Genomic DNA, 25,493 nt, shown 5'->3' with positions numbered 1-25,493 from the left:
CGCGGCTGACTCACTCCGCGCAGCCTCCTGCGAGATTGGCGAGCGCCGCGTCGCCCTCTTCCTGCGTCATGTAGCGGCTCCAGCCCAGCCGGTAGGCCAGACCGTCGGCAGCCTTGTTGACGAACTCCGCGAGCGTGTCTCCAGTCGTCGAAACGATCAAGAGCCGGCCCGAATTCTCCTCCTCGACCAAGAGGTGGCCTTCCGGCAGAACGTCGAAGAGACCCTCGAAGAGCGTCTTGACCTCCGGTTTCTCCAGTGCCGCGGCCCACGGATTGCCGACCTCGCCCGTCTCGAAGTCGTAGACGGTGATCTGGTTGGTGTTGTGAACGCGCGCGCCCGTTCCCCGGTCGTAGGCCTTGTTGTTAAAAACCGCGATCCGATGGTCGTCGAGGATGTCGACATCGTGCTGGGCGAGCCAGGGTCCCTGACGCATCCACACGATTTCGTCCGTTGCGGGGCGATAGAGCATGATCATCGACTGATGTCGGAAAGACAGGAAAAGATCGCCCTTCTTCCAATGCGGACCGTCCGCCAGGACCGGCTGGACGTCGTTCAGGTGGATCGGGTCGCGCTGGTAGTCGCCCGCGGTGAAGAGCGCATATTCCATGCCGTGGCGCAGGAAGATGCGAGTGACCGACATGTTCGCCAGGACGTCGCCCCCGGGACCGACATGCGTGATCGAATCATCGATGAAATCGGGTTCCACGCGCTCGATGTCGTTCGGCTCGACATAGCCCGGAATCCAGAAGCCGCCCGCTCCGTCGGGCTCGGTTGCATGGTGCATCAGGACGTCTTCCTGCGCCCAGATTTTTTTCGAACAGCCGTCGAGCGCGTAGAGAAAGGATTGGTGATCCTTGGCGATCAATTGGCCGCTTTCTGTAAGATAGGGGTGGATAACGCGATAGTTCTCGTTGTTCCAGTTCGTGAACTCGGCGATTCGCGATTCGCGTGGCGCATCCGCCAGAAGTGCCTCGGCATCGGGCCGCCACATGTGTTTCACGCTGCTGTCGGAAAGATCGACAAGTTCCACGACATGACGGTTCGCGTCGCCATCGTAGCGGCTGAGCAGCAGGTAGCCGTCGAGCGTCGTGCGGGGAAAGAAGGTCCAGCCCGTCGGCTTGTCGGCGAAGCGTTCGGGCGCGAAGGCGGCCATTGACCGATCGGGCTCGATCAGCGCCTTGACGGTGTCGGGGATCTCGGCCACGGCCAGCGCCGCGGGGCTGATCGGCCCGAAGCGCTTGGTCTCGCGCTCGGCGTCCAGAACGGCGGCCCCGAACCCCACCATCGCGAGCAATCCGAAAAGGACGATCAGCAGAAGGACCCAGAGTTCGACCCTGGAAAATAGAAAATTCTTCATAAAAACACCGCAGCCTTCCCAATCGTCCGGCGCAGCCTAGCACCGGCGACGTTGCCGGCAAAGCAGCTTTGTTCCGTCCCCCTAGGTGTCGTCCCCGGCGCATTCGACGCCCTTCAACCGCGCCAGCGCCGCGTCACCCTTGTCGGGGCTCAGATGGCGGCTCCAGCCCATCCGGTAGGCACGGCCGTCAGCGCCCTTGTTGACGAATTCAGCCCGGACTTCGCCGTCCGGGCTGAAGATCAACAGCCGGCCGAAGTTCTCTTCCTCGACCATCAGGCTGCCGTTCGGCAAGATCGTGAACAGCCCCTCGAGCGGAGTCTTGACGTCCGCTGCAGTCAGCGCCGCGTTCCACGGATACGAGACCTCGCCGGTCTCGAAATCGTAAACCGCGATCTGGTTCGATCCCCTTACCCGGATACCATGTCCGCGGTCATAGGCGTGGTTGTCGAAAATCGCGATCCTCCGATCGTCGAGAATGTCGACGTCGTGCTGCGACATCCATGGCCCCTGCTTCATCCACAGGATTTCGTCGGTCGCGGGCCGGTACAGCATCACTATCGACAGCGCCCGGAGGCTGAGGAAAAGATCGCCCTTCTTCCAGTGGGGGCCGTCTGCGAGCACCGGCTGGATGTCATTTAAGTGCAGCGGGTCCTGCATGTATTTCTTGTGCGCGAAGATCAGATACTCGAGCCCGTGATCGAGAAAAACCTTGGTCAGAGACCGTTGCGAGAGCAACCGGCCAGCCCCGTCGACATGGGCGAGCGCATCCTCGAAAAAGTCCGCCGGCACCTCGTCCACCGTTTGCGGCGCCATTAGCGCCGGACTCCAGAAACCGCCTTGGCCGTCGGGCTCGGTCGAATGGTGGAAATAGGCGGCGTCCTGAAGCCAGGCGCGGCGTGCGCAGGCATCGAGCCCGAGGAGGACGGAATAGTGATCCTTGATCAAAAGCTCGCCATCGCCGTTGAGCGCGGGATGAATTGCGCGGAAGCGCCGGGTGTTCCAGTTATTGATGTTGGTCAGCCGGGGATCGGCGGGCGGTTCGGGCAGCAGGCTGTCGGCATCCGGCCACCACTGGTGCAGTACCGTGCCGTCGGCGAGAGCGACCAGCTCGACGACGTGGCGTGCGCGGTCGCCGTCGTAGCGGCTGAGCAGCAGATAGCCCGGCAACGGATCGCCCGCGGCGAAGCTCCAACCGGCGGGCTTGGTGGCAAAGCGCATTGGCAAATTCGCCGCCATCGACGCATCGGCCCGAGACAGGTCGCGGATAGTGTACGGGATCTTGGCCATCGCGACCGCCGTAGTGCTGACGGCGCCCAAACGCCCTCCGTCGCGCCGCGTGCCATCGAGCACCAGGGCGCCGAAGCCGACGAGGCCGAGCAGTCCGACCAGCATGAGCAGGAGCACGAGCCAGAATTCGACCTTCGCGAACAGCAATTTGTGCATCAATCTGTGCATCAATACACGGGATCTGTGAATATTTTTGCGCGTTTGCTGACAGTAGCAGCCTACGCCACGACGTCAATTCCACAACTGACTGTAATCCCAACCTGATATGTTACCACTTCCGGGCGCGGCGCGATTCGTCGCGGCCGGCCATTTGTAAACGACCGGATTCGATCGTGCGGCGCCTGTGCCGCGGAATTGTGACGGAAGGTTTGATCGCCATGCGTGGCGCAAGCGATTTGTCGAAGGGACGGCGGGCGGCCCGGTCAGGCGGGCCGCGTCCAGCGGAGCGCGCCGTCGAGGCGACCTTCGCGGACATGGTCGCGCAGAATGTTCAGCCGGATGAATCGCGAGCCCCTCACCGGGGCGCCCCGGAAATCGACGCCGTCGAGCTGCCGGGCCAGTTCGGCCACCGCCTCGGCGAAGTCCTTCCGTGGCTGGTGGTTCGGCGCGAGCGCGGCGAAGCGCGAAAAATCAACGCGGTACGACCGGTTGTCGGGCGCGGCATCGGTGTTGATGTCGACATCGACGCCGCCAAGCTCGGCCGCGACGTCGCGGGCCAGCTGGCCGATCTGCCAGGTCCAGGCCTGCGAGCCGACATTGACCTCAACGAGCGGATCGCCGTCCCGCGTCACCGCCCATTCAATCGCCCGCGCCATGTCCTCGACATGGATGAGCGGGCGCCAGGGCGAGCCGTCGGACAGAACCTCGATACGCCCCGTTTGCAGCGCGGTCGCGACGAAGTCGTTCAGGACAAGGTCAAGCCGAAGCATCGGGCTCGCGCCGCAGGCGGTGGCAAAGCGCAAGCTGGTGATCATGAAATCGTCCGTGGCGAGGCCTCTCAGCCCCTCCTCGGTCGCGACCTTGGACCGCGCATAGGCAGTCAGCGGATTGAGCGTGTCGGTCTCCTTGCGGAAACTGTCCGAGCCCGCGCCGTACATCGAACACGAACTTGCGAATACGAAGCGGCCGACGCCCGCCTCGCGCGCCGCCCGCGCCGCCGACAGGACGGCGGCGGAGTTGATCTCGGCGGTCGCGCCCTCGAACTCCTTGCCGATCGGGTCGTTCGATACCGCGGCCAGCGCGACGACCGCGTCCATGCCGCCCATGTCGGCCGCCGTCAGGTCGCGCACATCGGACTTTCGCTGGCCCGCGAAGGCGTCGTCGGGAAAGGGCGAAATCTCGGATCCGTCGAACCAGTTGGCGTCGATGCCGTGAACCTTCGCGCCGGGAAGGGCACGGGTCAGATGACGCGCCGCGACCGGGCCGATATAGCCTCGATGGCCGATGAGCAGGATGTCCATGGATCAATTCTTCCTTACGAAATTCAAGTCTTAGCGGCCCCGGACGGTCGTCCGGCCGAGCGCCATAGCTGTAGCGAAACGGGACCCGTTGTGCTACCCCGAACCACAGAGGTGAGAGTGGAGAAGTGGGCGGCAAGGGTGGCCGTCCGGCAGGTAGGACGCAGTGGCGGAACAGGGTCTTTTGACACGCCGGCCGGTCGTCGTGGGAAGGAGTTCTCGACATGAAATGCGTGATTTTGGCCGGGGGCCTCGGCACCCGCCTAGCCGAGGAGACGGTGCGCATCCCCAAGCCGATGGTGGAGATCGGCGGCCGCCCGATCCTGTGGCACATCATGAAGATCTACGCCACCCACGGGGTAAACGACTTCATCGTCTGCTGCGGCTACAAGGGCTACGTCATCAAGGAGTATTTCGCGAACTACTACCTGCACGGCTCGGATGTGACTTTCGACCTCAGGAATGGCGCGACGGAAATCATCAGCAACCAGAGCGAACCCTGGCGGGTGACGCTGATCGACACCGGGCAGGACAGCATGACGGGCGGCCGCCTGCGCCGCGTGATGCCGCATCTCGAAGGCGAAGAGGCGTTCTGCATGACCTACGGCGACGGTGTCGGCAACGTCGATGTGACGAAGCTTCTCGCGTTCCACAAGTCACATGGCAAGATGGCGACCGTCACGGCGGTGCCGCCCGCGGCACGTTTCGGCCGGCTCGACATCGCGGGCGGTCAGGTGACCGAGTTCTCGGAAAAGCCCGCGGGCGACGGCGGCGTCATCAACGGCGGCTATTTCGTGCTGTCGCCCAAGGTCGCGAAATACCTCGCGGACGACGCGACCATCTGGGAACGCGCGCCCCTGGCCTCGCTCGCCTCAGACGGCGAGCTGATGGCCTATGAACACAAGGGCTTCTGGCAGCCGATGGACACGATCCGCGAACGCCAGGAGCTGGAGGCACACTGGGCAACGGGGAAGGCGCCATGGAAGATTTGGTAAGGCAGGGGTCCGCCCGGAAGGCAGGGGAGTATCGCGTGACCAGTAATCCGACATGCCGCCATTGCGGCGCTGACATGCCCCTGACCTTCGTCGATCTCGGCCTCTCGGCTGTGGCGAATTCCTACGTGCCCATGGACAAGGCCGGGGAGCCGGAGCCGAAATACACGCTCCACACCCGCGTCTGCGAAAGCTGCTGGCTGGTGCAGGTCGATGAGGACGTGCCGCCGGAAAAGATATTCACCGGCGACTACGCCTATTTCTCGTCCTTCTCCGACAGCTGGCTCGGCCATATGAAGGTCTATGCCGACATGGTGTCGAAGCGGTTCGGCCTTGGGCGTGAGAGCTTCGTGGTCGAGATCGCATCGAACGATGGCTATCTCCTGAAGAACTTCGTCGCCGCCGGCATCCCGGTCCTCGGGATCGAGCCGTCGGGATCGGTCGCGGCGGCGGCCGAGAAGGCGGGCGTGCCGACACTGGTCGAGTTCTTCGGTGAAAAGCTCGCGAAACGTCTCTATGACGAGGGCAAGCGCCCGGACCTCATTTGCTCGGCGAACGTCTTGGCCCATGTGCCCGACATCAACGATTTCGTCGCGGGCGTCGCGACGCTGCTGACCGGCGAGGCGGTCTACACGGTCGAGTTTCCGCATCTGCTCCGGCTCATCGAAGACGTCCAGTTCGACACCATCTATCACGAGCACTATTCCTACCTCTCTCTTCTCGCCGTAGAAAAGGTGTTCCAGTCCAAGGGTTTGCGTGTGTTCGACGTCGAAGTGCTGCCGACCCACGGCGGTTCGCTCCGCGTCTATGCCTGCCGGAAGGAGGCGGGCCATGCCGAGGGGCCCGGGCTTGCGAAGGTGCGCGCCGACGAGACGACGGCGAAACTCGACAGCCGCAAGGGCTACGAGGGCTTTTCCGAGCGGGTTCAGGCGGTCCGGACCGGTCTTCTGGAGTTTCTCGAGCGCGCCAAGGCGCAGGGCAAGCTCGTCGCGGCCTACGGCGCGGCAGCCAAGGGCAACACGCTTCTGAACTATTGCGCGATCGGGCCCGATCTCGTCGCCTTCTGCGTCGACAAGAACCCCGCCAAGCAGAACACCCTGCTGCCCGGCAGCCGTATCCCGGTCTTCGGCGTCGAGGAGTTGCGCAAGCGTCAGCCCGATTTCGTACTGATCCTGCCCTGGAACCTCAAGGCCGAGATCATCACCCAACTCGCCGATCTCAGGGCCGGCGGGACACGCTTCGTCACCGCCGTTCCCGCGATCAAGGTCACGGCGTGACGGCGGCCGAGGATATCACCGCGGGCCGCGTGCTCCTGACCGGGGCGAGCGGGCTCATTGGCCGGCAGGTCGCGGCGCCCTTGCGCGCGCTCGGCTTCGAGGTCGTGCCAGTGACGCGCCGGACGGGCGGGCTGATCGGCGATATCCTCACCGATCCCGAGGGACTCGTGGTCCGGGCCGAGGCGGACCACCTGATCCACCTCGCCTGGTACGACGGGCCGGACCGCTGGCACGGGCCGGAGAATCTCGACTGGGTTGGGGCGAGCCTCCACCTGCTTCGCGCCTTCGCCGAGGCGGGCGGAAAGCGCGCAGTGATGGTCGGAAGCTGCGCCGAATACGACTGGACGGGGCAGGGGCGGCTGTCCGAAACGTCCCCGATCCGGCCGGCGACGCTATACGGCACGGCCAAGGCCGCGACCGGCATGGCGGCGCTGGCGGGGGCCGAGGCGCTCGGCCTATCGCTCGCTTGGGCGCGGCCCTTCTTCTGCTACGGGCCGGGCGAACCCCGGGGCCGCCTCTTCGGCGATCTCATCCGCGGCCTCATGGCTGGCGAGGAGGTCGACTGCACCGATGGCCTCCAGAAGCGCGACTTCCTCCATACCGAGGATATCGGCCGCGCGCTCGCCGCGCTGCTCGCGAGCCCCACCGAAGGTGCGGTGAACATCGGCTCCGGCGAAGCCGTCGCCGTCAAGGACATGATCGGCACGCTCGCGCGTGCGCTTGGCCGCGAGCATCTGGTCCGGCTCGGCGCCCGCGCCCGGCCCGAGGGCGATCCGCCGCTGATAGAGGCCGACGTGACGCGGCTTTCCCGCGAGGTGGGCTTCCGCCCCGCCTACGACATGGAGCGTGGCATCCTCGCCGTGCTCGACGCCGAGGGGGCGCTCGCATGATCCTCGCGCTGCAATCCCGGCCGGGCCTCTGGCGCTTCGTGAAGTTCCTCTTCGTGGGCGTTCTCAACACCGCCTTCGGCTTTGCCGCCTACGCGGTGCTTCTGAAGCTGTTCGGGCTGCCATGGCAATGGGCGCTCGCGCTCTCCTACGTGCTCGGCGTTCTGTGGAACTTCGGAACGCATGGCCGGATCGTCTTCGGCACGCAGGGCTTCGGCCGCCTGCCGGCCTACATTCTCGCCTATCTGAGCATCTTCTTCCTCAACAAGTGGGTGCTTCAGATGATGATCTCCGCCGGTCTCTCCGCTCTCTGGGCGCAGGCGCTTCTCGTCCTGCCGATGGCGATGGTCGCCTTCGTGCTGGTCTCGCTCGCGCTGACCGGCACGTTGCCCTTCGGCGGCAAAGTGGGAAGGGACGGTCAATGAGCGATCGGGTCGGCGTCGTGGGGGCCGGGGCCACGGGCGCGCGGCCGCGCGAGATGGTGGCGCTCGCGCTCGCGCTCACCGCGTCGGCGTTCGTCGTCTGGGCCGGGCTCGGCATGCTGCGCGACACGCTCGATTCCTGGGATCTCGGGCTTGGGCCAACGCCCTACTGGCTGCCGGGGCATGCGCTTCAGCTCTATCTCGTCACGCCCGCTGTCGCCTTCGCGACGAGCCTCCTGCTCCTCGGACCCGGCCTCATCCTCTCGGCCGTCTTCGGACGCGAGAAGGGCGCGGCGGCGTGGCTCGTCTCGGGCCTCGCGATCAGCCTTCTCGTCCATATCGCGGTCACGACCGCCTTCGAATTCGCGACCGGCATCACCGCGAAGGGCACAGGCTACCTCATGCTCGTCGCCGCCATGAATATCGGCTGCCTCGCCGTCGCCGGCGTGCGGCTCTCGGCGGGCGCAAGGTCGCGTCTGGCGCTTGAGGGGCAGGGTGGCGACCTCATCGCCGGCGCAATCCTCTTCTGGCTCTGCCTGGTCCTCTTCGCACCCAAGTTCTACTGGGAGAACTTCTCCGGCGACGGGTCCGGCTCCCTGCAATTCGCCCGCCTCTACATCGCCGAGCTCTGGCCGTTCTGGACGCCCGAGGCGGGACCGATCCGCAACGCGCCGGGCCTCACGATGGTCCTCTTTGTCATCCCCGAAAGCTGGTTCGTCCGGCTCTGGGGCGAGTGGGAATTCTCCGTCCGCGCGCCCTTGCTCATGTATCTCGCGCTCCTCTACCCGGTCCTCGCGCAGCTCATCCGCACAGGGCGCAACCACGCGGTCATCGCGATCTCGGACGCGACGTTGATTGTCGGGGCGCTTCTCCTCTACGTCCTCGCCAATGTCTATTCCGGCGGGTATCACATCTATTTCGGCGACAGCCCGATGCCGGCCGCGCGCGAGACGCTGTCGCTCATTTGCTTCCTCGGCTACGCGCTCTTCTTTATCGAGGACCGGCGCTGGCTGATGCTGGCGACAGGCGTGATGACCCACCTCGTGATCCCGACGGGCGGGCTCTGGCTTCTGATGTGGCCCGCCGCGGTCTTCCTGACCTTCCGCCCGATCCCCTGGGCGCGGCTCATCGTCGCCGCCGGCATCGTCGGCGTCGCGGGTTTCATCTCGGTCATCCTGCCGAAGATCATCGTGGGTGTCGGCCTGCCGTTCCCCGGCGATGAGTTCGGCGCGGATAACATCGTCACGCGGCTCCGCTTCGTGACCTTCGCCGACTGGGGCCGCTTTGCATTCTGGGCGGTGCCCGCGGGCATCCTGCCAGCGCTCTTCCTTCTGACCTGGCCGAAGCAGGACCGCATCGCGCGGGCGCTGACGCTCGCCGCGCTCGGATATTTCCTCTTCTTCTACTTCCAGGCCTACCGGGTGCTCCTGCATCACTTCATCCCGGCCATGATCCCGCCTCTCGTGATCATGTACCGCTCAGAGCTTTGGACGCGCCACCAGCCCGCGCTCCGGATTGCCGCCGCTGTTCTCATCTTCGTCTCGGTCTGGCTCTCCTGGCCGCGCCAGATGAAGATGCACGGCTTCGAGCGCGTGATCGGCCAGCATGTCGTGACCGAAGGGCCGATCTTCGAGAGCGCGGAGCGCGGCGACGGCGACCGCTTCCGCGGCTTCGACGAGAAGGCGCTCGATATCGCGCACATCCTTCTCGGGAACCTGTTCAAGACCACCTACGGCGAGGACGACCCGAAGGAACGCTTCTTCGGCGCGCCGCTCGTTTGGTGGTACTACTCGGAATTCCCCAAGCCCGAGGGGCAGGTCATCAACTATGTGCTCAAACCCCTCGACGAGGCGACCGAGCTCGACGGCACGCTTTTCGATCAGAAGGACGGTTACGGGCTCTTCATCCGCGACATGGGGCTTTACGAGGATCATGCGGGCACGAAACTGCCCGTGGATACAGGCGCGGCGATCTACGTCACGCCGCGCACTGTGATCTTCGGCCACGGGGCGAAGCGGGGCGAACGCTTCGTCTTCGACATCGTGCCGCCGATCAAGCGGCTTCTGGGCATGAACCAGAACTGACCGGCGCGCTGCGGATCCCACAAGAATAGGCAGGGACGATGGACAAGGCGAAACTCTTCTTCATTCTCGGCGCGGGCGCGCTCGTCATCGGCGGCACGTTCACCGCCGGCCTCTACTCCGCCGTGCGCGAGAACGCCGCCTACCGCGTCGTCTGGGGCACGCTCGACGAGGCCAAGACGCTTTACGAGGAACTGCCGAACCTGCGCGGCACCGAGCCGATCCACTTCCTCGAACCGGCGCGCTACGAGGGCAGCGGCGTCACGGTGAACACGGCGGGCAAGGATGACCTGATCCTCCTGTCCGGCTTCATCGACGGCAACAACCGCGCGCGCCTAATCCGCCGCGACGGCACCGTTGTGAACGAGTGGGAACTGAGCGCGCACGAGCTATTCTCCGACACCTCCTTCTTCCGCGACAACCCGCAGACCGACTGGAACGCGATCACGCACGGTACGATCATCACGCCCAAGGGCGACATCGTCTTCTCCTTCGAAAGCGGCGGCATGGCGCGGCTCGACCGCTGCGGCAGACCGCTCTGGACGACACCGGACGTCATCAACCACCACTCGCCGAACTGGCTGTCGGATGGCGGCGTGGTCGTCTCCGGCGGGCGCTACGTCGACAAGCCGAACAGCGAGGTGCCGTGGCCCTTCTCCGGCCCCTACTGGGAAGACCTCGTCTTCAAATACGACGCCGAGGGCGAGAAGCTGTTCGAAAAGCCGCTGACCGACCTCTTTATCGAGAACGGGATGGAGGCGCAGCTGACCGCCACCGGCTTCTTCGGGACCCGTGTGAACGGCGAGTTCCACCTCAACGAGGTCGAGGAGCTGTCGCCCGAACTCGCGCCAGACTTCCCGATGTTCGAGGCGGGCGACCTGATGCTGTCGCTCAGGAACCGCAACATGATCGTGGTGACGGATGCGGAGGTCACGAAGGTCAAATGGTACCGCGTCGGCCCCTTCATCCGCCAGCATGATCCCGACTTTCAGCCCGGCGGCACAATCACCGTCTTCGACAACCATTCGGACCAGAGCCTCGATGGCGACCGCGGCGGCGGCAGCCGGATCTGGCGGATCGATCCGGCCTCCGGTTCAGCCGCCACGCTTTATGGCGGGCGCGACGGCCAGCGTTTCTACTCGTCGGAGCGCTCGACCCACCAGATCCAGCCCGACGGCAACATCATGATCACCGAGGCACAGTCGGGCCGCGCCTTCGAGGTGACGCGCTCGGGCCAGGTCGTTTGGGAATATGTCAACCGCTACGACGCGGACCGCGTCACCTGGCTGCACGACGCGCAGGTTTACGACCCCGCCTTCTTCTCCGTCACCAGTTGGGACGATTGCAGCGCCGATCCCGCCTAGCGGTCCTCGGGCAGATCCCAGTCCGGCCGAAAACGCATGATCTCTCGCCCGGGGAAAGCGGCGCGCAGCGCGTCCTCGTCGAGCGTGCCGGTGTCGTTGAGAAAGATCGGCCGGTCCGGATCGGTCAGCCAGGGATCGTTGAGGATGAAGGCCGACCCCTCGTCGCCGGGCTCGTCGATGATCACCACCGCATTGCCGAAGGTGCCGGCGGCCAGTTCGGTGCGGTAGGTGGAATGGAAATTCTCGTACTCGTTGAACTTCATGACCCCGCGCCACGGCGTGAACACGAACAGCCCGAACAGGCAGCAGAGCCCCAGGATCGTGTCGATCCTGACGATGCCGCTCTCGTTCGTGCCGGGGAATATCCGCCTGAGCGCCCCGTATCCGCGCGCCGAAAGGTAGAGCAGCGGGAAGGCCGCAAGAAACCAGTAGCGCGGCCCGAAATAGTAGCTGTCGGCGAACCAGTAGAGTGAAAGGGCAAAGACGATGGCTACGATCACCACCACCATCGCGGCGTCGAACACGAGCCGTTCGCGCTGCCAGAGGAAATAGGCATAGAGAAGCGCCAGCGACCCCACCGACCAGCCCAGAAGCTCGAGCTGCAGGCTCACGACCAGGTTGAACGTGTTCAGAAGCGCCTCGAGCGGCGAGTGCCCGGCCCACAGGTCGAGCCACACCCACCCGCCGGGAGGGCCGATGTCGGGTCCGAAGCCGTAGGCATTGGCGCCCGGCGCCCAGTGGCGGTCGAGATAGGCCGAGAGCGGCAGCGTCAGCGGCGAACCGGTGAGGTGCCAGTTGTGCACGAGAAGCAACGCGCCGGCCGCCACGGCGCCGGCGGCATAGGGCGTGATCCGCGAAATGCGCCCGCCCGATCCCGCACCCATCAGGAGCCACAGACCCGTCAGCCCGCCGACCACCAGTCCGTCGAGCGGCCGGGTGGCGAATATCCAGCCCATCGCGAGGCCTGCGCCGAACAGCCGCCGGCCGCTCTTGGCGCTGCCGACCGGCGCGCGCAGGATCAGCCACCACGCGGCGAGCAGTAGTGTCAGCGTCAGCATATGCGGCATGAGCGAGGCCGCCGCCGCAAGGATCCAGGGCGAGGAAGCCATCATCAGCGCGACGAAATCCGCCTCGTCCCGGCCCGCCTTCCGTCGGGTGATGTCATAGGCGAGCAACACCGAGATGCCCGCCAGAAGCGGGTTGATGAGCCACGGCACGCCCAGCATCAGGCCGACCGCGAGAAGCGCCGGCCAACCCGGCAGCGACGTCGAATACCACCGCCCGTCGCTGATCTCGAGAAGATAATAGTCAAGCCCCGGCTGCGCCGCTTCGGGCGGGGCCGGCAGCGTCAGCGCGCCGCCCGCGAAGGTCTTCGCCTGGATAAGGTATGCGACCTCGTCCTCGACATGCGGCAGCCGCTCGAACGAGAACTGCGCGAGCGCAAGGCCCGCGCCCACCGCGAAGAGCGCGGGCATGATCGGCGCCACCCTGCGCAACCCCGTGACCGGGCTCTTGACCTGGCTCATCGCGAGCAGCAGCGCGAAATGGACCAAGATCAGCACCGCGCCTGCCGCCACATGTGCGAGATAGGCCGCGAGCGCCCCGCGCGCGATGTAGCTCAGGATCGGCACCGCGAAGGCGAAAGTCAGCGCGAGAAACACGCCGATCCGCCGCGCTCCGAGCCGCTCGGCCGCCTCCGACCAGAGTGCCGGCATCTCGAGCTTTCTGAGCGCCCAGAGTGCCGTCACCGCTTCCACGCCCATGATCGCGGCCATCAGCCATTCGCGTCCATTCGTCGGCCTCAGCCTCAGCGAGGGAAACCACAGCGGCTCGGTCATGTAGAGCTGCGCCGCTCCGCCCAGGAGGAAGATGAAGGCGAGCACGCCGAACATCGCCGCTTCGCGCCGGATCGAATGGGCCAGGACGCCAAGTGCGAAGGCCAGCACGCAAAGCATCCAGCGGTCTGCGGGCGCGATCACAGGTCCCTCGCCCGACGCGGGCAGGAGCATTGGCGCCCAGTAGGCGCCGAGAAGCGCCAGCACCGCAGCCAGCGCGGCGATCGGCCCGATAAGCCGCTCCATTGCCGAGGAACCGCCCGTCATACCTTGCGCGGGCTCAACTGGGTAACGCTCGCGCCCGAGCCTGCCCGCGCGCCCGCGGGCTCGATATTGATCAGCTCGCTCTCGATCACCGTGGGACCGCCCCGCACCTGATTGTGGATGGCGGTGATGTATTCGCCGAGCATCCCGATGAACAGAAGCTGGATGCCGGACAGGAAGAACAGCGCAACAATGATCGTGGTCGTGCCTCGCGGCGCATCCCCGATGCCGAGGAGGAAGAGGATCACGGACAGAACCGAGAAGAGAATGCACAAAGCCGCGATGCCGATGCCCGCGAAGGTACAGAACCGCATCGGCGCCTTGGTGAAGGCGAAGATCGCGTTCAGCGCCTGGTCGATCAGCATCATCAGGTTGTGCTTGCTGACGCCGCGCTTCCGCGCCTTCCACGTGTAGGGGATGATGACCTTCTTGAACCCGACCGAGGCGATGATGCCGCGGATGTAAGGGTAGTGGTCGTTATGGGCGAGCACGGCGTTCAGCACCTTGCGGTCGACGAGCTGGAATTCACCCACGTCGGGCGACAGCTCGAAGTCCGACAGCGCATTGACGATCCGGTAGAAGAGCTTGCGGGAGGAACGCAGGAAGAACCCTTCTTCACGCGTCGAGCGTGCGCCCGCCACGACGTCGTAGCCGCTTTCCCAAAGTTTCACGAATTCCGGAAGGTGCTCCGGCGGGTCCTGAAGATCGACGGGCAGCATGCAGAGCGTCGCATCGCCCGTCGCATGCCGAAGGCCGTTGAAGGTGGATTTGTAAACACCGAAGTTCCGCGCGTTCACCACCACCTTGACCGCCGGATCGTTCTCGGCGATCCCGCGCAGAATCTCGATCGTGCGGTCGGACGAGGCGTTGTCGACGAAGATATGCTCGCGTTCGTAGTCAGGTAGCTCACGGTCGAAGATCTGCTTCACCGTCTGGTAGCAGGTCTCGACATTATCCTCCTCGTTGAAGCAGGGGGAGACGACGGTAATCTTCTTCATGCTCTTTCAATATCCCTGTGCCGTGCGGAAACCGGGCACACGTTCCCCCCGCCGAAGCGGCCGAACCCGACTCGAATGCTTGCGAGTGTAGCGTAACAATTATGGAAAGGCTGAGAAATTTCCCGGATCCAGCACGCGATACGGAAGCGCGGCGAAAGTCCGGGCAGGGGCCGCGGATTGTACGGCGGCGGGAAACAAAGCGCGAAACTGCGCGAGCGTTGGCAGAGTCACCCCAATTGCGAATAGTGCGAACTTCGTTTCGCATCGTGCAAAGCCGGTGGCGAAATGGCGGCTATAGTCGTGCGGCACAGAGGGAGGACCCGCGATGCCGCTCGCCATGAACAAGGACGTCTTCATCACCTGCGCCGTGACCGGTTCGGGCGGCACCCAGGACCGCAGCCCGCACGTGCCGCGCTCGCCCGCCGAGATCGCGGCCTCGGCCATCGACGCGGCCAAGGCCGGCGCGGCGATCGTCCACTGCCACGTGCGCGACCCCGAGACCGGCGTGCCGAGCCGCGACCCGAAGCTTTTCCGCGAAGTGACGGAGCGCATCCGCGACGCCGGCACCGACGTCGTTTTGAATCTGACCGCCGGGATGGGCGGCGACATCGTCTTCGGCCCGGTCGAAAGCCCCCTCCCGGTCAACGAGAAAGCCACCGACATGGCGGGCGCGACCGAACGCGTCGCCCACGTTGCCGACTGCCTGCCGGAGATTTGCACGCTCGATTGCGGCACGATGAATTTCGCCGAGGCCGACTACGTGATGACCAACACGCCGGGCATGTTGCGGGCGATGGGCAAGATGATGACCGATCTCGGCGTCTGTCCCGAGATCGAGGCCTTCGATACCGGCCATCTCTGGTTCGCCAAGGAACTGGTGAAAGAGGGCGTCCTCAAGGGCCCGGCTTTGGTCCAGCTTTGCATGGGCGTGCCTTGGGGCGCGCCGGACGACCTCAATACCCTCATGGCGATGGTCAACAATGTCCCTGACGATTGGACCTTCTCGGCCTTCGCGCTCGGGCGCAACCAGATGGCTTATGTCGCCGCCGCCGTGCTCGCCGGCGGCAACGTGCGGGTGGGGCTCGAGGACAATCTCTGGCTCGGCAAGGGCCAGCTTGCGACGAACGCCCAGCTGGTCGAGCGCGCCGTGACGATCATCGAGAACCTCGGCGCGCGCGTGATCGGGCCCGAGGAGGTGCGGGGCAAGCTCGGGCTGACCAAACGCGCGCCGAGGGCGCGCTGACATGTCGGGACGCGTGTCGGGACGGATGCCCGACATGCGCGGGACGCAGGCGGGACGCAAACCAGACAGGTTTTGAGGGAAGGAACAACGAGACATGGCGCGCAAGGCGGCAATCATCGGCGGAGGAGTGATCGGCGGCGGCTGGGCCGCGCGGTTTCTCCTGAACGGCTGGGACGTTTCGGTCTTCGATCCCGACCCGGAGGCCGAGCGCAAGATCGCCGAAGTCCTCGCCAACGCCCGCGCGAGCCTGCCGGCGCTGTCGGACATTCCGATGCCCGCGGAAGGCAGCCTGAGCTTCGCAAAAGACATAGCGAAAGCCGTGGAAGGCGCTGAATACGTTCAGGAATCCGTTTCCGAACGCCTCGATCTGAAGCACCGCGTCTTTGCTGAGATCCAGAAGGCGTCACGCGGTGTCCCCATCGGATCCTCGACGTCCGGATTCAAGCCGTCCGAGTTGCAGGAAGGCGCCGCCGATCCGTCGTCCATCTTCGTCGCCCATCCGTTTAATCCGGTCTACCTCCTGCCGCTCGTCGAAATCGTACCTAGCTCAAAGAGCGGCGAACAATGCATTGGAAACGCAAAGGAAGTTCTGCGCGAAATTGGGATGTTCCCGCTCCACATCCGCAAGGAGATCGACGCCCATATCGCCGACCGCTTCCTCGAAGCCGTCTGGCGCGAGGCGCTCTGGCTCGTGAAAGACGGCATCGCCACGACCGAGGAGATCGACGAGGCCATCCGCATGGGCTTTGGCCTCCGCTGGGGCCAGATGGGCCTCTTCGAGACCTACCGCGTCGCGGGCGGAGAGGCTGGCATGAAGCACTTCATGGCGCAGTTCGGCCCGGCCCTGAAATGGCCTTGGACAAAACTCACCGATGTCCCTGATTTCACGGAAGAATTGGTTGACCTGATCGCCGGCCAGTCCGATGCGCAATCCGGGAACTACACTATCCGCGAGCTCGAACGCATCCGCGATTCCAACCTCATCGGCTTCCTGCGGGCGCTCAAGGAGCGGAACTGGGGGGCGGGCCGCGTCCTGCGCGAACATGACGAACGCCGCCGCGTCGCCTTCCACGACGAGGGGCGGACCGGCGAGGGCGCGCCGCTGGTGATGGCGCAAATGCAGGTGCTGCCCGGTTGGATCGACTATAACGGTCACATGACGGAAAGCCGATATCTCTTCGCGACATCAGAAACATCCGACGCGTTCCTGAGGCTGATCGGCGCGGATCTGGACTATGTTGCGGGCGGCCACAGCTACTACACCGCCGAGACCCATATCATGCATCTCGGCGAGGCGCGGCTCGGCGACCGGCTGACCGGCACCCTGCAGGTTCTTTACGCCGACGAGAAGCGCATGCATGTTTTCATCCGCATCCTGCGGGGTGAGGAGGCCGTGGCGAGTGTCGAGCAGATCCTGCTCCATGTGGACATGAAGGCCGGCAAGACCTGCCCCGCCGCGCCCGAGGTGCTTGGCCGTCTCCTGCCGGTCGCCGAGGCTCACAAATCCCTGCCGCGACCCGACGCCGCGGGCCGCCATGTCGGGCAGCGCAAGTGAGCCGCGTCGTCATCACCGCCGGCGCCGCCGGCATCGGCCGGGCAATGGCCGATGCCTTCGCCGCGACCGGCGCAGAGGTCTGGGTGACCGATATCGACGCGGCAGCGCTCTCCACCGTCCCGGATGGCATTCGCGCCGCCAAGGTCGACGTGTCAAATGAAGACGAAATGCGCGGTTTCTTCAATGAACTCAGGAAAGAGTGGGGCGGACTTGATGTGCTTTGCGCGAATGCTGGCACCAAGGGGCCGACCGCATTGATCGAGGATGTCAGGCTCGCCGACTGGCGTGCCTGCACCGGCGCCACGCTCGATGGCGCCTTCCTGTCCGCTAAGTTCGCCGCGCCGATGATGAAGGCCCAGAAATCCGGCGCGATGATCTTCACCTCATCCACAGCCGGGATCTTCGGCTACCCCAACCGCGCGCCCTATGCGGCGGCGAAGTGGGCGGTTATCGGTCTGATGAAGACCGCAGCGATGGAGCTTGGCCCCTTCGGCATCCGCGCCAATGCGATCCTGCCGGGCGCTGTCGAGGGGCCGCGCATGGAGGCGGTGCTCGAAGCCGAGGCGGCCGCCAAGGGGATGACCCGCGACCAGGTCTATCAGGGATATGCCGCCGGCACCTCGATGCGAACCTTCGTCGAGGCGCGCGACGTTGCCGAGATGGCGGTGTTCCTCGCTTCCGATGCCGCCCGCTATGTTTCGGGCCAGGCCATCGCTGTCGATGGCCATACCGAAAACCCTGACCCGAAAGTGTAGGACCATGGATTTCGGACTGACCGAAGAACAGAAGATGATCGTCGAGACGACGCGCACCTTTGTCGAGAATGAACTTTACCCGCACGAAGCCGAAGTTGAACGCTCCGGCCACCTGCGAATGGATCTGATAAAGGAACTGCAGGCCAAGGCGATAAAGGCCGGACTTTATGCTGCGAACATGCCCGAGGAGGTCGGCGGGGCGGGCCTCGATACGCAGACCTGGCTCCTCTACGAAAAGGAACTCGGCAAGGCCAACTACGCGCTCCACTGGACCTGCGTCGCGCGGCCCTCGAATATCCTTCTGGCTGGCACGGACGAACAGAAGGAGCGCTATCTATATCCCTGTATCCGCGGCGAAAAATGGGGTTGCCTCGCGATGACGGAGCCCGGCGCCGGTTCCGATCTGCGGGGCATGAAAGCCTCGGCACGGGCTGACGGGGACGACTTCGTCCTAAAGGGCACCAAGCACTTCATCTCGCACGCCGACATTGCCGACTTCGCGATCGTCTTCATGGCGACGGGCGAGGAGGACACGCCGCGCGGGCCGAAGAAACTCATCACCGCCTTCTTCGTCGACAAAGGCACGCCCGGCTTCACGGTGCGCCAAGGCTACCGCAACGTCTCGCATCGCGGCTACACCAACGCGGTCCTCGAGTTTGATGACTGCCGCATCCCCAAGAGCCAGATACTGGGCGAGCTTCACAAGGGCTTCGAGGTCGCCAACGCCTGGCTCGGCGCGACGCGGCTTCAGGTCGCCGCCACCTGCCTCGGCCGTGCCGAACGCGCGCTCGGCCACGCGCTCACTTACGCGGCGGAGCGCGAGCAGTTCGGCCAGAAGATCGGCAAGTACCAGGGAATCTCCTTCAAGCTTGCGGACATGGCGATGGAACTTAAAGCCGCCGAGCTGCTGACGCGCGAGGCCGCCTGGAAGTTCGACCAGGGCACGGTGACCGAAGCCGACATGTCGATGGCGAAGCTCAAGGCGACCGAGGTCCTGGCCTTCATCGCCGACGAGGCGATCCAGATCCACGGGGGAATGGGGCTGATGGACGACCTGCCGCTCGAACGGATCTGGCGCGACGCCCGCGTCGAGCGCATCTGGGAGGGGACGAGCGAAATCCAGCGCCACATCATCAGCCGCGAGCTTCTGCGGCCACTCGGCGCGTGAGACTTTCTCGCCTCCGGCGGAGGTATTTGGAAACAGAAGAAGTAACGGTTTGTTAAACATGAGTTGGCAAGATGGCGGAGCGGTACAGGCGGAGGCGCCGATGACCGCAACAGGAGAAGGCGCTCTGTTCCCGCTGAGGGGGCAGAGCGTTTTGCCCTTCTTCTGTTCCGAAATACCTCGGGGGACCGGGGGCGGCGCCCCCGGCGCTTGGCGGCGGCACAGGCTTCCGGCATGAGCCGCGACCTCTCCCGTCTTCTTCGGCCCCGGTCCATCGCGGTTATGGGCTCCGTCTGGGCCGCGAACGTGATCGCGCAGTGCCGAAAGATGGGCTACGAAGGGGCCGTCTGGCCCGTCCACCCGTCCAAGGGCGACATTGGCGGGATCAAGGCCTATCCGTCGCTCGCCGCTCTGCCCGGGGCGCCTGACGCGACATTTGTCGGTGTAAACCGGCACGCAACGGTCGAAGTGGTGCGCGAACTGGCCGCGATGAAGGCGGGGGGCGCGATCTGCTTCGCATCCGGCTGGCGCGAGGCGGGTGAGGCAGACCTCCAGGGCGAACTTGTTGCCAGAGCAGGCGATATGCCGATCCTCGGGCCCAACTGCTACGGCGTCATAAACTATCTCGACGGCGCGCTTCTCTGGCCGGATCAGCATGGCGGGCAGCGGGTTGAGCGCGGGGTCGCGCTCCTCTCGCAATCCTCCAATATCGTCATCAATCTGACGATGCAGGCGCGGGGACTGCCGTTGGCCTACGTCGCCTGCCTCGGAAACGCCGCGCAGATCGGGCTTGCGGAGCTTGCCGGCGCGCTTCTCGCCGATGACCGGGTGACCGCAATCGGCATGTATGTCGAGGGAATCGACGACGCGCCCGCCTTCGCCGACCTGGCCGAAGGCGCGCGCGCGGCGGGCAAGGGGATCGTCTGCCTGAAGTCGGGCAAGACGGAGGCAGCGCGGGGCGCCGCCGCGTCGCACACCGCCGCGCTGGCGGGCGCGGGCGTCGCGTCTTCCGCCTTCCTGCGCCAGGCGGGCGTTGCCGAGGTTGCCACGCTCTCCGAGCTTCTTGAGACGCTTAAGATCTTTCATGTCCACGGTCCAAGTATCGGGTCGCGGCTGTGTTCACTGTCGTGTTCCGGCGGGGAGGCGGGCCTGGTTTCGGATCTCGCCGAGCCGTTCGGGCTCGACTTCCCGCCGCCCTCGGAAACGCAACGGCAGCGTCTTGGCGACATACTCGGCCCGATCGTATCGATCGCGAACCCGCTCGACTATCACACCTTCATTTGGGGCGACCGGCCGCGGACAGAGGCGGTCTTCGCCGCGATGCTGGAGGGGTACGATGCTGGCATCTTCGTGATCGACCCGCCACGGCCCGACCGCTGCGATCCCTCGTCGTTCCAGCCCGCTCTTGATGCGATCGCAGGAGCGGCGCGTGCGACCGGAAAGCCCGCGTTCCCCGTCGCGTCCTTGCCGGAGAATTTCGACGAGGACCGGGCGGTGTCATTGATCGCGGAGGGTGTCGTGCCGCTCATGGGGCTCAGGACCGCTCTCGGCGCGCTTCGGGCGGCTCAGACCGCGCCTGGCCGGGCCGGCTGGCGCCCGGCAGCCGCCATCTCATCACGGCCTACTCGCCTGCTGGACGAGGCCGAGGGCAAGGCGCTTCTGGGCGACGCGGAGGTGCCGGTCCCGCGTTCCGTGACCGCGCCGACGATGGAAGCGCTACGTCCGCTTGCGGGCGAACTCTCGCCGCCCCTGGCTCTCAAGGGCCTCGGCTTCGCGCACAAGAGCGAGGCGGGCGCCGTCCGGCTCGGCCTGCAGTCGCTCGATGAACAGGCGGACATTCCGGGCGCGGCGGGATACCTCGCGGAGGAAATGGTGGCCGACGCCGTCGCGGAGGTTCTTGTGGGTCTGCGGCGCGATCCGGTCTACGGTCTGTCGCTGACCGTCGGTCTGGGCGGCGTGACCACCGAGTTGCTGGACGATACCGTGACGCTCATCTTTCCCGTGACGGCGGATGAGGTGCTGGCCGACATGCGGCGGCTGCGGCTCTGGCCGCTGCTCGACGGCTATCGTGGCCGGCCGCGCGCCGATGTAGCGGCGGTGGCGAAGATCGCGGTACGGCTGGGCCAGACCATGCTCGAGCGGCCGGAGCTTGAAGAAATCGAGATCAATCCGCTCATCGTCCTTGAGACCGGCGCGGTGGCGGTGGATGCACTCATACGGGAGGCGGAGTGATGGCCAAGATGGAGTTGCGCAGCGAAGGACCGATAAAGACGCGGACCGAGAACGGGATTCTCGAGGTCACGCTCGACCGGCCCAAGGCCAATGCCATCGATCTTGCGACGAGCCGCATCATGGGGCTCGTCTTCCGGGATTTCCGCGACGACGACAGCCTGCGCGTCGCGATTCTGCGCGCCGAGGGGGAGAAGTTCTTCTGTCCCGGCTGGGACCTGAAAGCGGCGGCTGGCGGTGATCCCGTCGACGGCGACTACGGTGTCGGAGGCTTCGGCGGGATTCAGGAGTTGCCGGGGCTCAACAAGCCTGTCATCTGCGCCGTGAACGGCATCTGCTGCGGCGGCGGGCTGGAGGTCGCGCTGTCCTGCGATATCATTCTCGCCTCGGACAATGCCACCTTCGCGCTGCCAGAGATCCGGTCGGGCACTGTCGCTGATGCGGCGACGATCAAACTGCCCAAGCGCATTCCCTACCACGTCGCGATGGATCTTCTGCTCACGGGCCGCTGGTTCGACGCGGAGGAGGCGCTGCGCTGGGGCCTTCTGCGCGAGGTCACGACGCCGGGCGATCTTCTGTCCAAGACGTGGGAACTCGCGCGCCTGCTCGAGAGCGGCCCGCCCCTCGTCTACGCCGCGATCAAGGAGGTCGTGCGCGCGGCCGAGGACATGCGGTTCCAGGATACGCTCAACCGGATCACGAAGCGCCAGTTCGCGACGGTCGACCGGCTCTACGGATCCGACGACTTGCACGAGGGGCAGCGCGCCTTTGCCGAGAAACGCGATCCCGTCTGGCGCGGACGCTAGGGGCGCGCTGCGGTACGCAGCGCCCGCCGAGCGGGGCTCGATGCCCCCGAGACGGTGCCGCTTAAAGGCCCTCTCCGGTGCCCTGCAGGACGCCGTGTTCGAGCGCGTATCGGGTCAGCCCCGCCGTAGTCGCGATGCCGAGCTTGCGCTTGATGTTCTTGCGATGCGTCTCGACCGTGCGCACGGAGATGTCGAGTTCGGCCGCGACATCCTTGTTCGACTTTCCCTGCGCGAGTTCGAGTAGGATCGTCTGCTCGCGATCGGTTAGCGGTTCGCGTCCGTCGGCCGTGCCCGGCTGAAGGCTCGCCGTGGCGCCGGTGCAGAGATACCGCTCGCCAGCCATTACACGGCCAATCGCATTCTTGATCTCTTCGACCGGCACGTCCTTCAGAACATACCCCGACGCGCCGTGACGGAGCGCGGTCGAGATATATTCGGGGCTGTCATGCATCGACAGGATGAGGATCCTGAGATCCGGATTGCGCTCCAGCAGGATCTCGGTCGCCGACAATCCGTTCAGCTGCGGCATGTTGAGGTCGAGGAGGATCACGTCGGGCGCAAGCCGTTCGGCCTCGTCGATCGCCTCCTGGCCATTTCCGAGCGTGCCCACGACCTCGATGTCGTCGTAGGTCTCGAGGATCGACCGAAGACCCTCGGCGACCATGGGGTGGTCGTCGACGACAAGAACGCGGGTCGGGTTTGTCATGCACTGTCCTTCGTTTTGGCGACCGGTCCAGCGGGCGGCAGCATGTGGGATAGGGGTATCTGAGCCTCGATGACCGTTCCCGAGCGCGATGACAGGATGCGCAGCGTACCGTCAAGCTGCTCGATTCGCTCGGCCATGTTCCTCAGGCCCAGACCGCCCTCGGCGCCGTCGTCGCCGCGCGAATGGGCAAGGCCGCAGCCGTTGTCCTCGAGCCGCATCATCGCGCCGGCTTTGTGGCCCCGAACCATCAGGCTGACCCTCGTCGCGCCGGAATGCTTTTCGACGTTCGTCAGTGCTTCCTGTGCGATGCGGTAAAGCGCAATCTTGGCTTCTTGGTCCAGCCGGTTGCGGAAGACCACGGTTTCGAACTCGGTCTCCATGCCTGTCCTGTGCCCGAACTCCTCCATAAGCGTCTGGAGCGCGGGGCCAAGGCCGAGATCGTCCAGCACGCCCGGGCGCAGGTCGCGGCTGATCCGTCGCACTTCGCCGATCGCGCCGTTCAGGTGTTCGATCCCCGCCGACAGGCTTTCGCCCGCGCGCTCATCGCCGAGCGCGAGACGCCGCCGCGCGAGTTCGAGCGCGTAGCGCACGCCGACGAGCATCTGGCTGATGGAATCGTGCAGTTCGCGCGCGACCCGGCCGCGTTCCTCCTCCTGCGTGTCGACGATGCGCTGCGTCAATCGTTTGAGCTTCACGTCGGCCAATCTGCGTTCGCGCACCGTGATGATCATGCCCGAAGCGAAGACGAGAAGCACCGCGCCGAATGCGATCGCCGCGATCCAGCCGAAGGTCCGGCGGATCTGCGCCTCCGTCTCGGACCGGGCCGCGGCAACGGGCCCCAAAACGTCGTCGAGGAAGACGCCCGTACCCACCGCCCATCGCCAATCCTGAAGCCCTACGACGTAGGACACCATCTGCGCCTCTTGTCCGGTAGAGGGCTTCTTCCAGACATAGGAATGATAGCCGCCGCCCTGCCGCGCGATCCGGATCAGCTCGTCGACGACCGGCGTACCATTGGCGTCGCCAAGCCCGGCCCAGTTTCGGTTGATGAGCCAGGTCTGGCGCGGCGCGACGAGGTTGTTGCCGTCGTAATCATAGACGAAAAAATAGCCGTCCTGACCGTAGATCATCGCGGCGAGGATCTGGGCGACCTCGGTCTTGGCCTCCTCGTCGTCGGGCAGCGCGTTACCGTAGATGAAGCCGAAGGCCGTCCGCGCGAGGCTGATGTAGTTCTTCAGCTCGTCCTTCTTGGCGGCGATGAGCTGCGCCTCGAGCGCCGCGATCTCGCGTTCCGACAGCGCGCGCGACTCGTGCGCGACGAGCATCGCGATCGCGGCCGCGGCCACAATCAACGGCAGCGTCGCCAGGAGGTGGAGCTTCTGGCCGTAGTCGAGCCTCGGGGTCGCCCGGAGTCGGCGCCAAAGCATGCGCATGATGTCCGCGACGCCTCCCGTCATTGCGATTCGCGGCGCAGGATGCGGATGGGCGGGCACCGGGTCAATTCGCCTGCCCGTCCAAGAGGCGCGCGACGTGGCCCTTTGTTGGGATATGCATCACAGCGCAGCTACAGGGCGGCGGGGTTCCGTGATTTTCGCCCGCATCCGTAATAGTCGGTATTCCCCCGGCGGAATTCCACCGCTAGTCTCCGACGCATCGTAAGGGTTCGGCGGGGCGGGTTGCCCCGTGCGGACGAAAACCGGGAGGATGACTTCGAATGGATCGTCGTTCGTTTCTGACGAAAGCCGCCGTTGGCGGCACGGCCGCCGCTGCGGCCACCACACTCGCCGCGCCGGCATATGCGCAGGGCAACCGGACGCTCACGCTCGTGACGACGTGGTCGCGCGGACTGGCGGGCGTACATGACAGCGCACAGCGCTGCGCTGACATGATCACCGCGATGACCGACGGCCAGTTGACCGTCGACCTCAAGGCGGCGGGCGAACTCGTGGGCGCGTTCGAGGTGTTCGACGCCGTGACCTCGGGTCAGGCCGACATGTATCACGGCGCCGACTACTACTTCGTGGGACAGCATCCGGGCTATGCCTTCTTCACCTCGGTGCCGTTCGGCATGACCGCGCAGGAGCTGGTGAACTGGTACTATCACGGTGGCGGGCACGAGCTGCATGACGAGCTTGGAGAGATCTTCGGCCTCAAATCGTTCCTGTCGGGCAACACCGGCGCACAGGCGGGCGGCTGGTTCCGCAAGGAGATCGCCGGGCCGGAAGACTTCAACGGTCTCAAGTTCCGGATGCCCGGCCTGGGCGGCAAAGCGCTCGGCAAGCTCGGCGCCTCGGTGCAGAACCTTCCGGGCGGCGAAGTGTATCAGGCGCTGGCCTCGGGCGCGATCGACGGTACCGAGTGGATCGGTCCGTGGGCCGACGAGAAGGCCGGCTTCCAGGAGATCACGCAGATCTACTACACCGCCGGTTTCCACGAACCCGGCGCGGGTCTGAGCCTCGCCACCAACCGCGAAGTCTTCGAAAGCCTGACGCCCGCCCAGCAGAAGATCATCGAGATCGCCTCGGGCGAGGCGCATCAGTGGAACCTTGCCCAGTTCCTGGCCAACAACTCGGCCGCGCTGTCGCGGCTTCAATCCGCCGGCGTCAAGACGCTGCAATTCCCTGACTCGGTCTGGGATGCTTTCGGCAAAGCCGCGGACGAGGTGCACCAGGAAAACATGGGCGACGAGATCTACAAGAAGATCTACGACAGTTACATTGCATCGATGAAGTCATCATCGGCCTGGCTGAAGCTGTCGGACGGCGCCTATACGGCGCAGCGCGACCGCGTGCTCGGCTGATCCACCACGCGCC

General features: G+C 65.4%; 20 protein-coding genes. 13 read left to right on the top strand and 7 right to left on the bottom strand.

All coding sequences use genetic code 11. From position 1 onward, the window contains the following. Window positions 1–10: 10 nt before the first annotated feature. The 3 genes from DEA8626_RS07985 to DEA8626_RS07975 all read right to left on the bottom strand — a co-directional run bounded on the left by DEA8626_RS07985 (window position 11) and on the right by DEA8626_RS07975 (window position 4,104). Window positions 11–1,357 carry an arylsulfotransferase family protein gene (locus tag DEA8626_RS07985; RefSeq protein WP_108852470.1) on the bottom strand — a complete coding sequence of 449 codons (1,347 nt, stop codon included), beginning with the start codon at window positions 1,355–1,357 and terminating at the stop codon, window positions 11–13. An 81-nt stretch (window positions 1,358–1,438) separates the two neighbouring features. Continuing rightward, window positions 1,439–2,800 (bottom strand): arylsulfotransferase family protein, encoded by a 1,362-nt coding sequence (locus DEA8626_RS07980; RefSeq protein WP_181366385.1) that lies wholly within the window; start codon window positions 2,798–2,800, stop codon window positions 1,439–1,441. A gap of 266 nt (window positions 2,801–3,066) precedes the next feature. Continuing rightward, complete coding sequence (locus tag DEA8626_RS07975; protein ID WP_108852468.1) at window positions 3,067–4,104, bottom strand: NAD-dependent epimerase/dehydratase family protein; 1,038 nt, start codon at window positions 4,102–4,104, stop codon at window positions 3,067–3,069. 221 nt (window positions 4,105–4,325) lie between these two features. Between DEA8626_RS07975 and rfbF the strand changes: the two genes are divergently transcribed. The 6 genes from rfbF to DEA8626_RS07945 are packed head-to-tail and all read left to right on the top strand — an operon-like array spanning window position 4,326 to window position 11,124. Further along, entirely contained in the window at window positions 4,326–5,096 is a 771-nt protein-coding gene (gene rfbF, locus DEA8626_RS07970; protein WP_108852467.1) for a glucose-1-phosphate cytidylyltransferase, read from the top strand. Window positions 5,097–5,131: 35 nt separating this feature from the next. Continuing rightward, a complete protein-coding gene (locus DEA8626_RS07965) occupies window positions 5,132–6,370 on the top strand; it encodes a class I SAM-dependent methyltransferase (RefSeq protein WP_108852466.1) in 1,239 nt (412 codons plus the stop codon). After that, window positions 6,367–7,260: an NAD-dependent epimerase/dehydratase family protein gene (locus DEA8626_RS07960; protein ID WP_219929171.1), complete on the top strand. Its 894-nt coding sequence runs from the start codon at window positions 6,367–6,369 to the stop codon at window positions 7,258–7,260. The genes DEA8626_RS07965 and DEA8626_RS07960 overlap by 4 nt, the downstream gene beginning before the upstream one ends. Next, complete coding sequence (locus tag DEA8626_RS07955; RefSeq protein WP_108852465.1) at window positions 7,257–7,682, top strand: GtrA family protein; 426 nt, start codon at window positions 7,257–7,259, stop codon at window positions 7,680–7,682. Before DEA8626_RS07960 ends, DEA8626_RS07955 begins: the two co-directional genes overlap by 4 nt. Continuing rightward, the gene (locus DEA8626_RS07950; protein ID WP_108852464.1) at window positions 7,679–9,763 is read left to right on the top strand and encodes a hypothetical protein; all 2,085 of its coding nucleotides are present in this window, start codon (window positions 7,679–7,681) and stop codon (window positions 9,761–9,763) included. Before DEA8626_RS07955 ends, DEA8626_RS07950 begins: the two co-directional genes overlap by 4 nt. A 38-nt stretch (window positions 9,764–9,801) precedes the next feature. After that, entirely contained in the window at window positions 9,802–11,124 is a 1,323-nt protein-coding gene (locus DEA8626_RS07945) for an arylsulfotransferase family protein (RefSeq protein WP_108852463.1), read from the top strand. Here the strand turns inward: DEA8626_RS07945 and DEA8626_RS07940 are convergent. Further along, complete coding sequence (locus tag DEA8626_RS07940) at window positions 11,121–13,226, bottom strand: glycosyltransferase family 39 protein (RefSeq protein WP_108852462.1); 2,106 nt, start codon at window positions 13,224–13,226, stop codon at window positions 11,121–11,123. The two genes, DEA8626_RS07945 and DEA8626_RS07940, sit on opposite strands and share 4 nt — an antisense overlap. Beyond that, a complete protein-coding gene (locus tag DEA8626_RS07935; RefSeq protein ID WP_108852461.1) occupies window positions 13,223–14,221 on the bottom strand; it encodes a glycosyltransferase family 2 protein in 999 nt (332 codons plus the stop codon). Before DEA8626_RS07935 ends, DEA8626_RS07940 begins: the two co-directional genes overlap by 4 nt. A gap of 325 nt (window positions 14,222–14,546) precedes the next feature. On the opposite strand from DEA8626_RS07935, the gene bcoG reads away from it, so the two are divergent. The 6 genes from bcoG to DEA8626_RS07905 all read left to right on the top strand — a co-directional run bounded on the left by bcoG (window position 14,547) and on the right by DEA8626_RS07905 (window position 21,974). Beyond that, entirely contained in the window at window positions 14,547–15,464 is a 918-nt protein-coding gene (gene bcoG, locus DEA8626_RS07930; protein ID WP_108852460.1) for a 3-dehydrocarnitine:acetyl-CoA trimethylamine transferase BcoG, read from the top strand. A gap of 94 nt (window positions 15,465–15,558) precedes the next feature. Next, window positions 15,559–17,019, top strand: a complete 1,461-nt coding sequence (locus DEA8626_RS07925) for a carnitine 3-dehydrogenase (RefSeq protein ID WP_108852459.1) — start codon at window positions 15,559–15,561, stop codon at window positions 17,017–17,019. Beyond that, window positions 17,016–17,774, top strand: coding sequence for an SDR family oxidoreductase (locus tag DEA8626_RS07920; protein WP_108852458.1), 759 nt, complete (start codon window positions 17,016–17,018; stop codon window positions 17,772–17,774). Before DEA8626_RS07925 ends, DEA8626_RS07920 begins: the two co-directional genes overlap by 4 nt. A 4-nt stretch (window positions 17,775–17,778) precedes the next feature. Then, complete coding sequence (locus DEA8626_RS07915) at window positions 17,779–18,942, top strand: acyl-CoA dehydrogenase family protein (protein ID WP_108852457.1); 1,164 nt, start codon at window positions 17,779–17,781, stop codon at window positions 18,940–18,942. A gap of 231 nt (window positions 18,943–19,173) precedes the next feature. After that, window positions 19,174–21,171, top strand: a complete 1,998-nt coding sequence (locus DEA8626_RS07910) for an acetate--CoA ligase family protein (protein ID WP_108852456.1) — start codon at window positions 19,174–19,176, stop codon at window positions 21,169–21,171. An 8-nt stretch (window positions 21,172–21,179) separates the two neighbouring features. Then, window positions 21,180–21,974: a carnitinyl-CoA dehydratase gene (locus DEA8626_RS07905; protein ID WP_108853371.1), complete on the top strand. Its 795-nt coding sequence runs from the start codon at window positions 21,180–21,182 to the stop codon at window positions 21,972–21,974. 61 nt (window positions 21,975–22,035) lie between these two features. On the opposite strand, the gene DEA8626_RS07900 is transcribed toward DEA8626_RS07905, so the two are convergent. Both DEA8626_RS07900 and DEA8626_RS07895 read right to left on the bottom strand, forming a co-directional pair. Further along, complete coding sequence (locus tag DEA8626_RS07900; protein WP_108852455.1) at window positions 22,036–22,680, bottom strand: response regulator transcription factor; 645 nt, start codon at window positions 22,678–22,680, stop codon at window positions 22,036–22,038. Then, window positions 22,677–24,107 carry a cache domain-containing protein gene (locus DEA8626_RS07895; protein WP_108853370.1) on the bottom strand — a complete coding sequence of 477 codons (1,431 nt, stop codon included), beginning with the start codon at window positions 24,105–24,107 and terminating at the stop codon, window positions 22,677–22,679. Before DEA8626_RS07895 ends, DEA8626_RS07900 begins: the two co-directional genes overlap by 4 nt. 287 nt (window positions 24,108–24,394) lie before the next feature. On the opposite strand from DEA8626_RS07895, the gene DEA8626_RS07890 reads away from it, so the two are divergent. Further along, window positions 24,395–25,480, top strand: a complete 1,086-nt coding sequence (locus DEA8626_RS07890) for a TRAP transporter substrate-binding protein (RefSeq protein WP_108852454.1) — start codon at window positions 24,395–24,397, stop codon at window positions 25,478–25,480. Window positions 25,481–25,493 lie beyond the last annotated feature (13 nt).

Source organism: Defluviimonas aquaemixtae, assembly GCF_900302475.1.
Lineage (GTDB): Bacteria > Pseudomonadota > Alphaproteobacteria > Rhodobacterales > Rhodobacteraceae > Albidovulum > Albidovulum aquaemixtae.
This window is presented reverse-complemented; position numbering and strand designations above follow the sequence as displayed.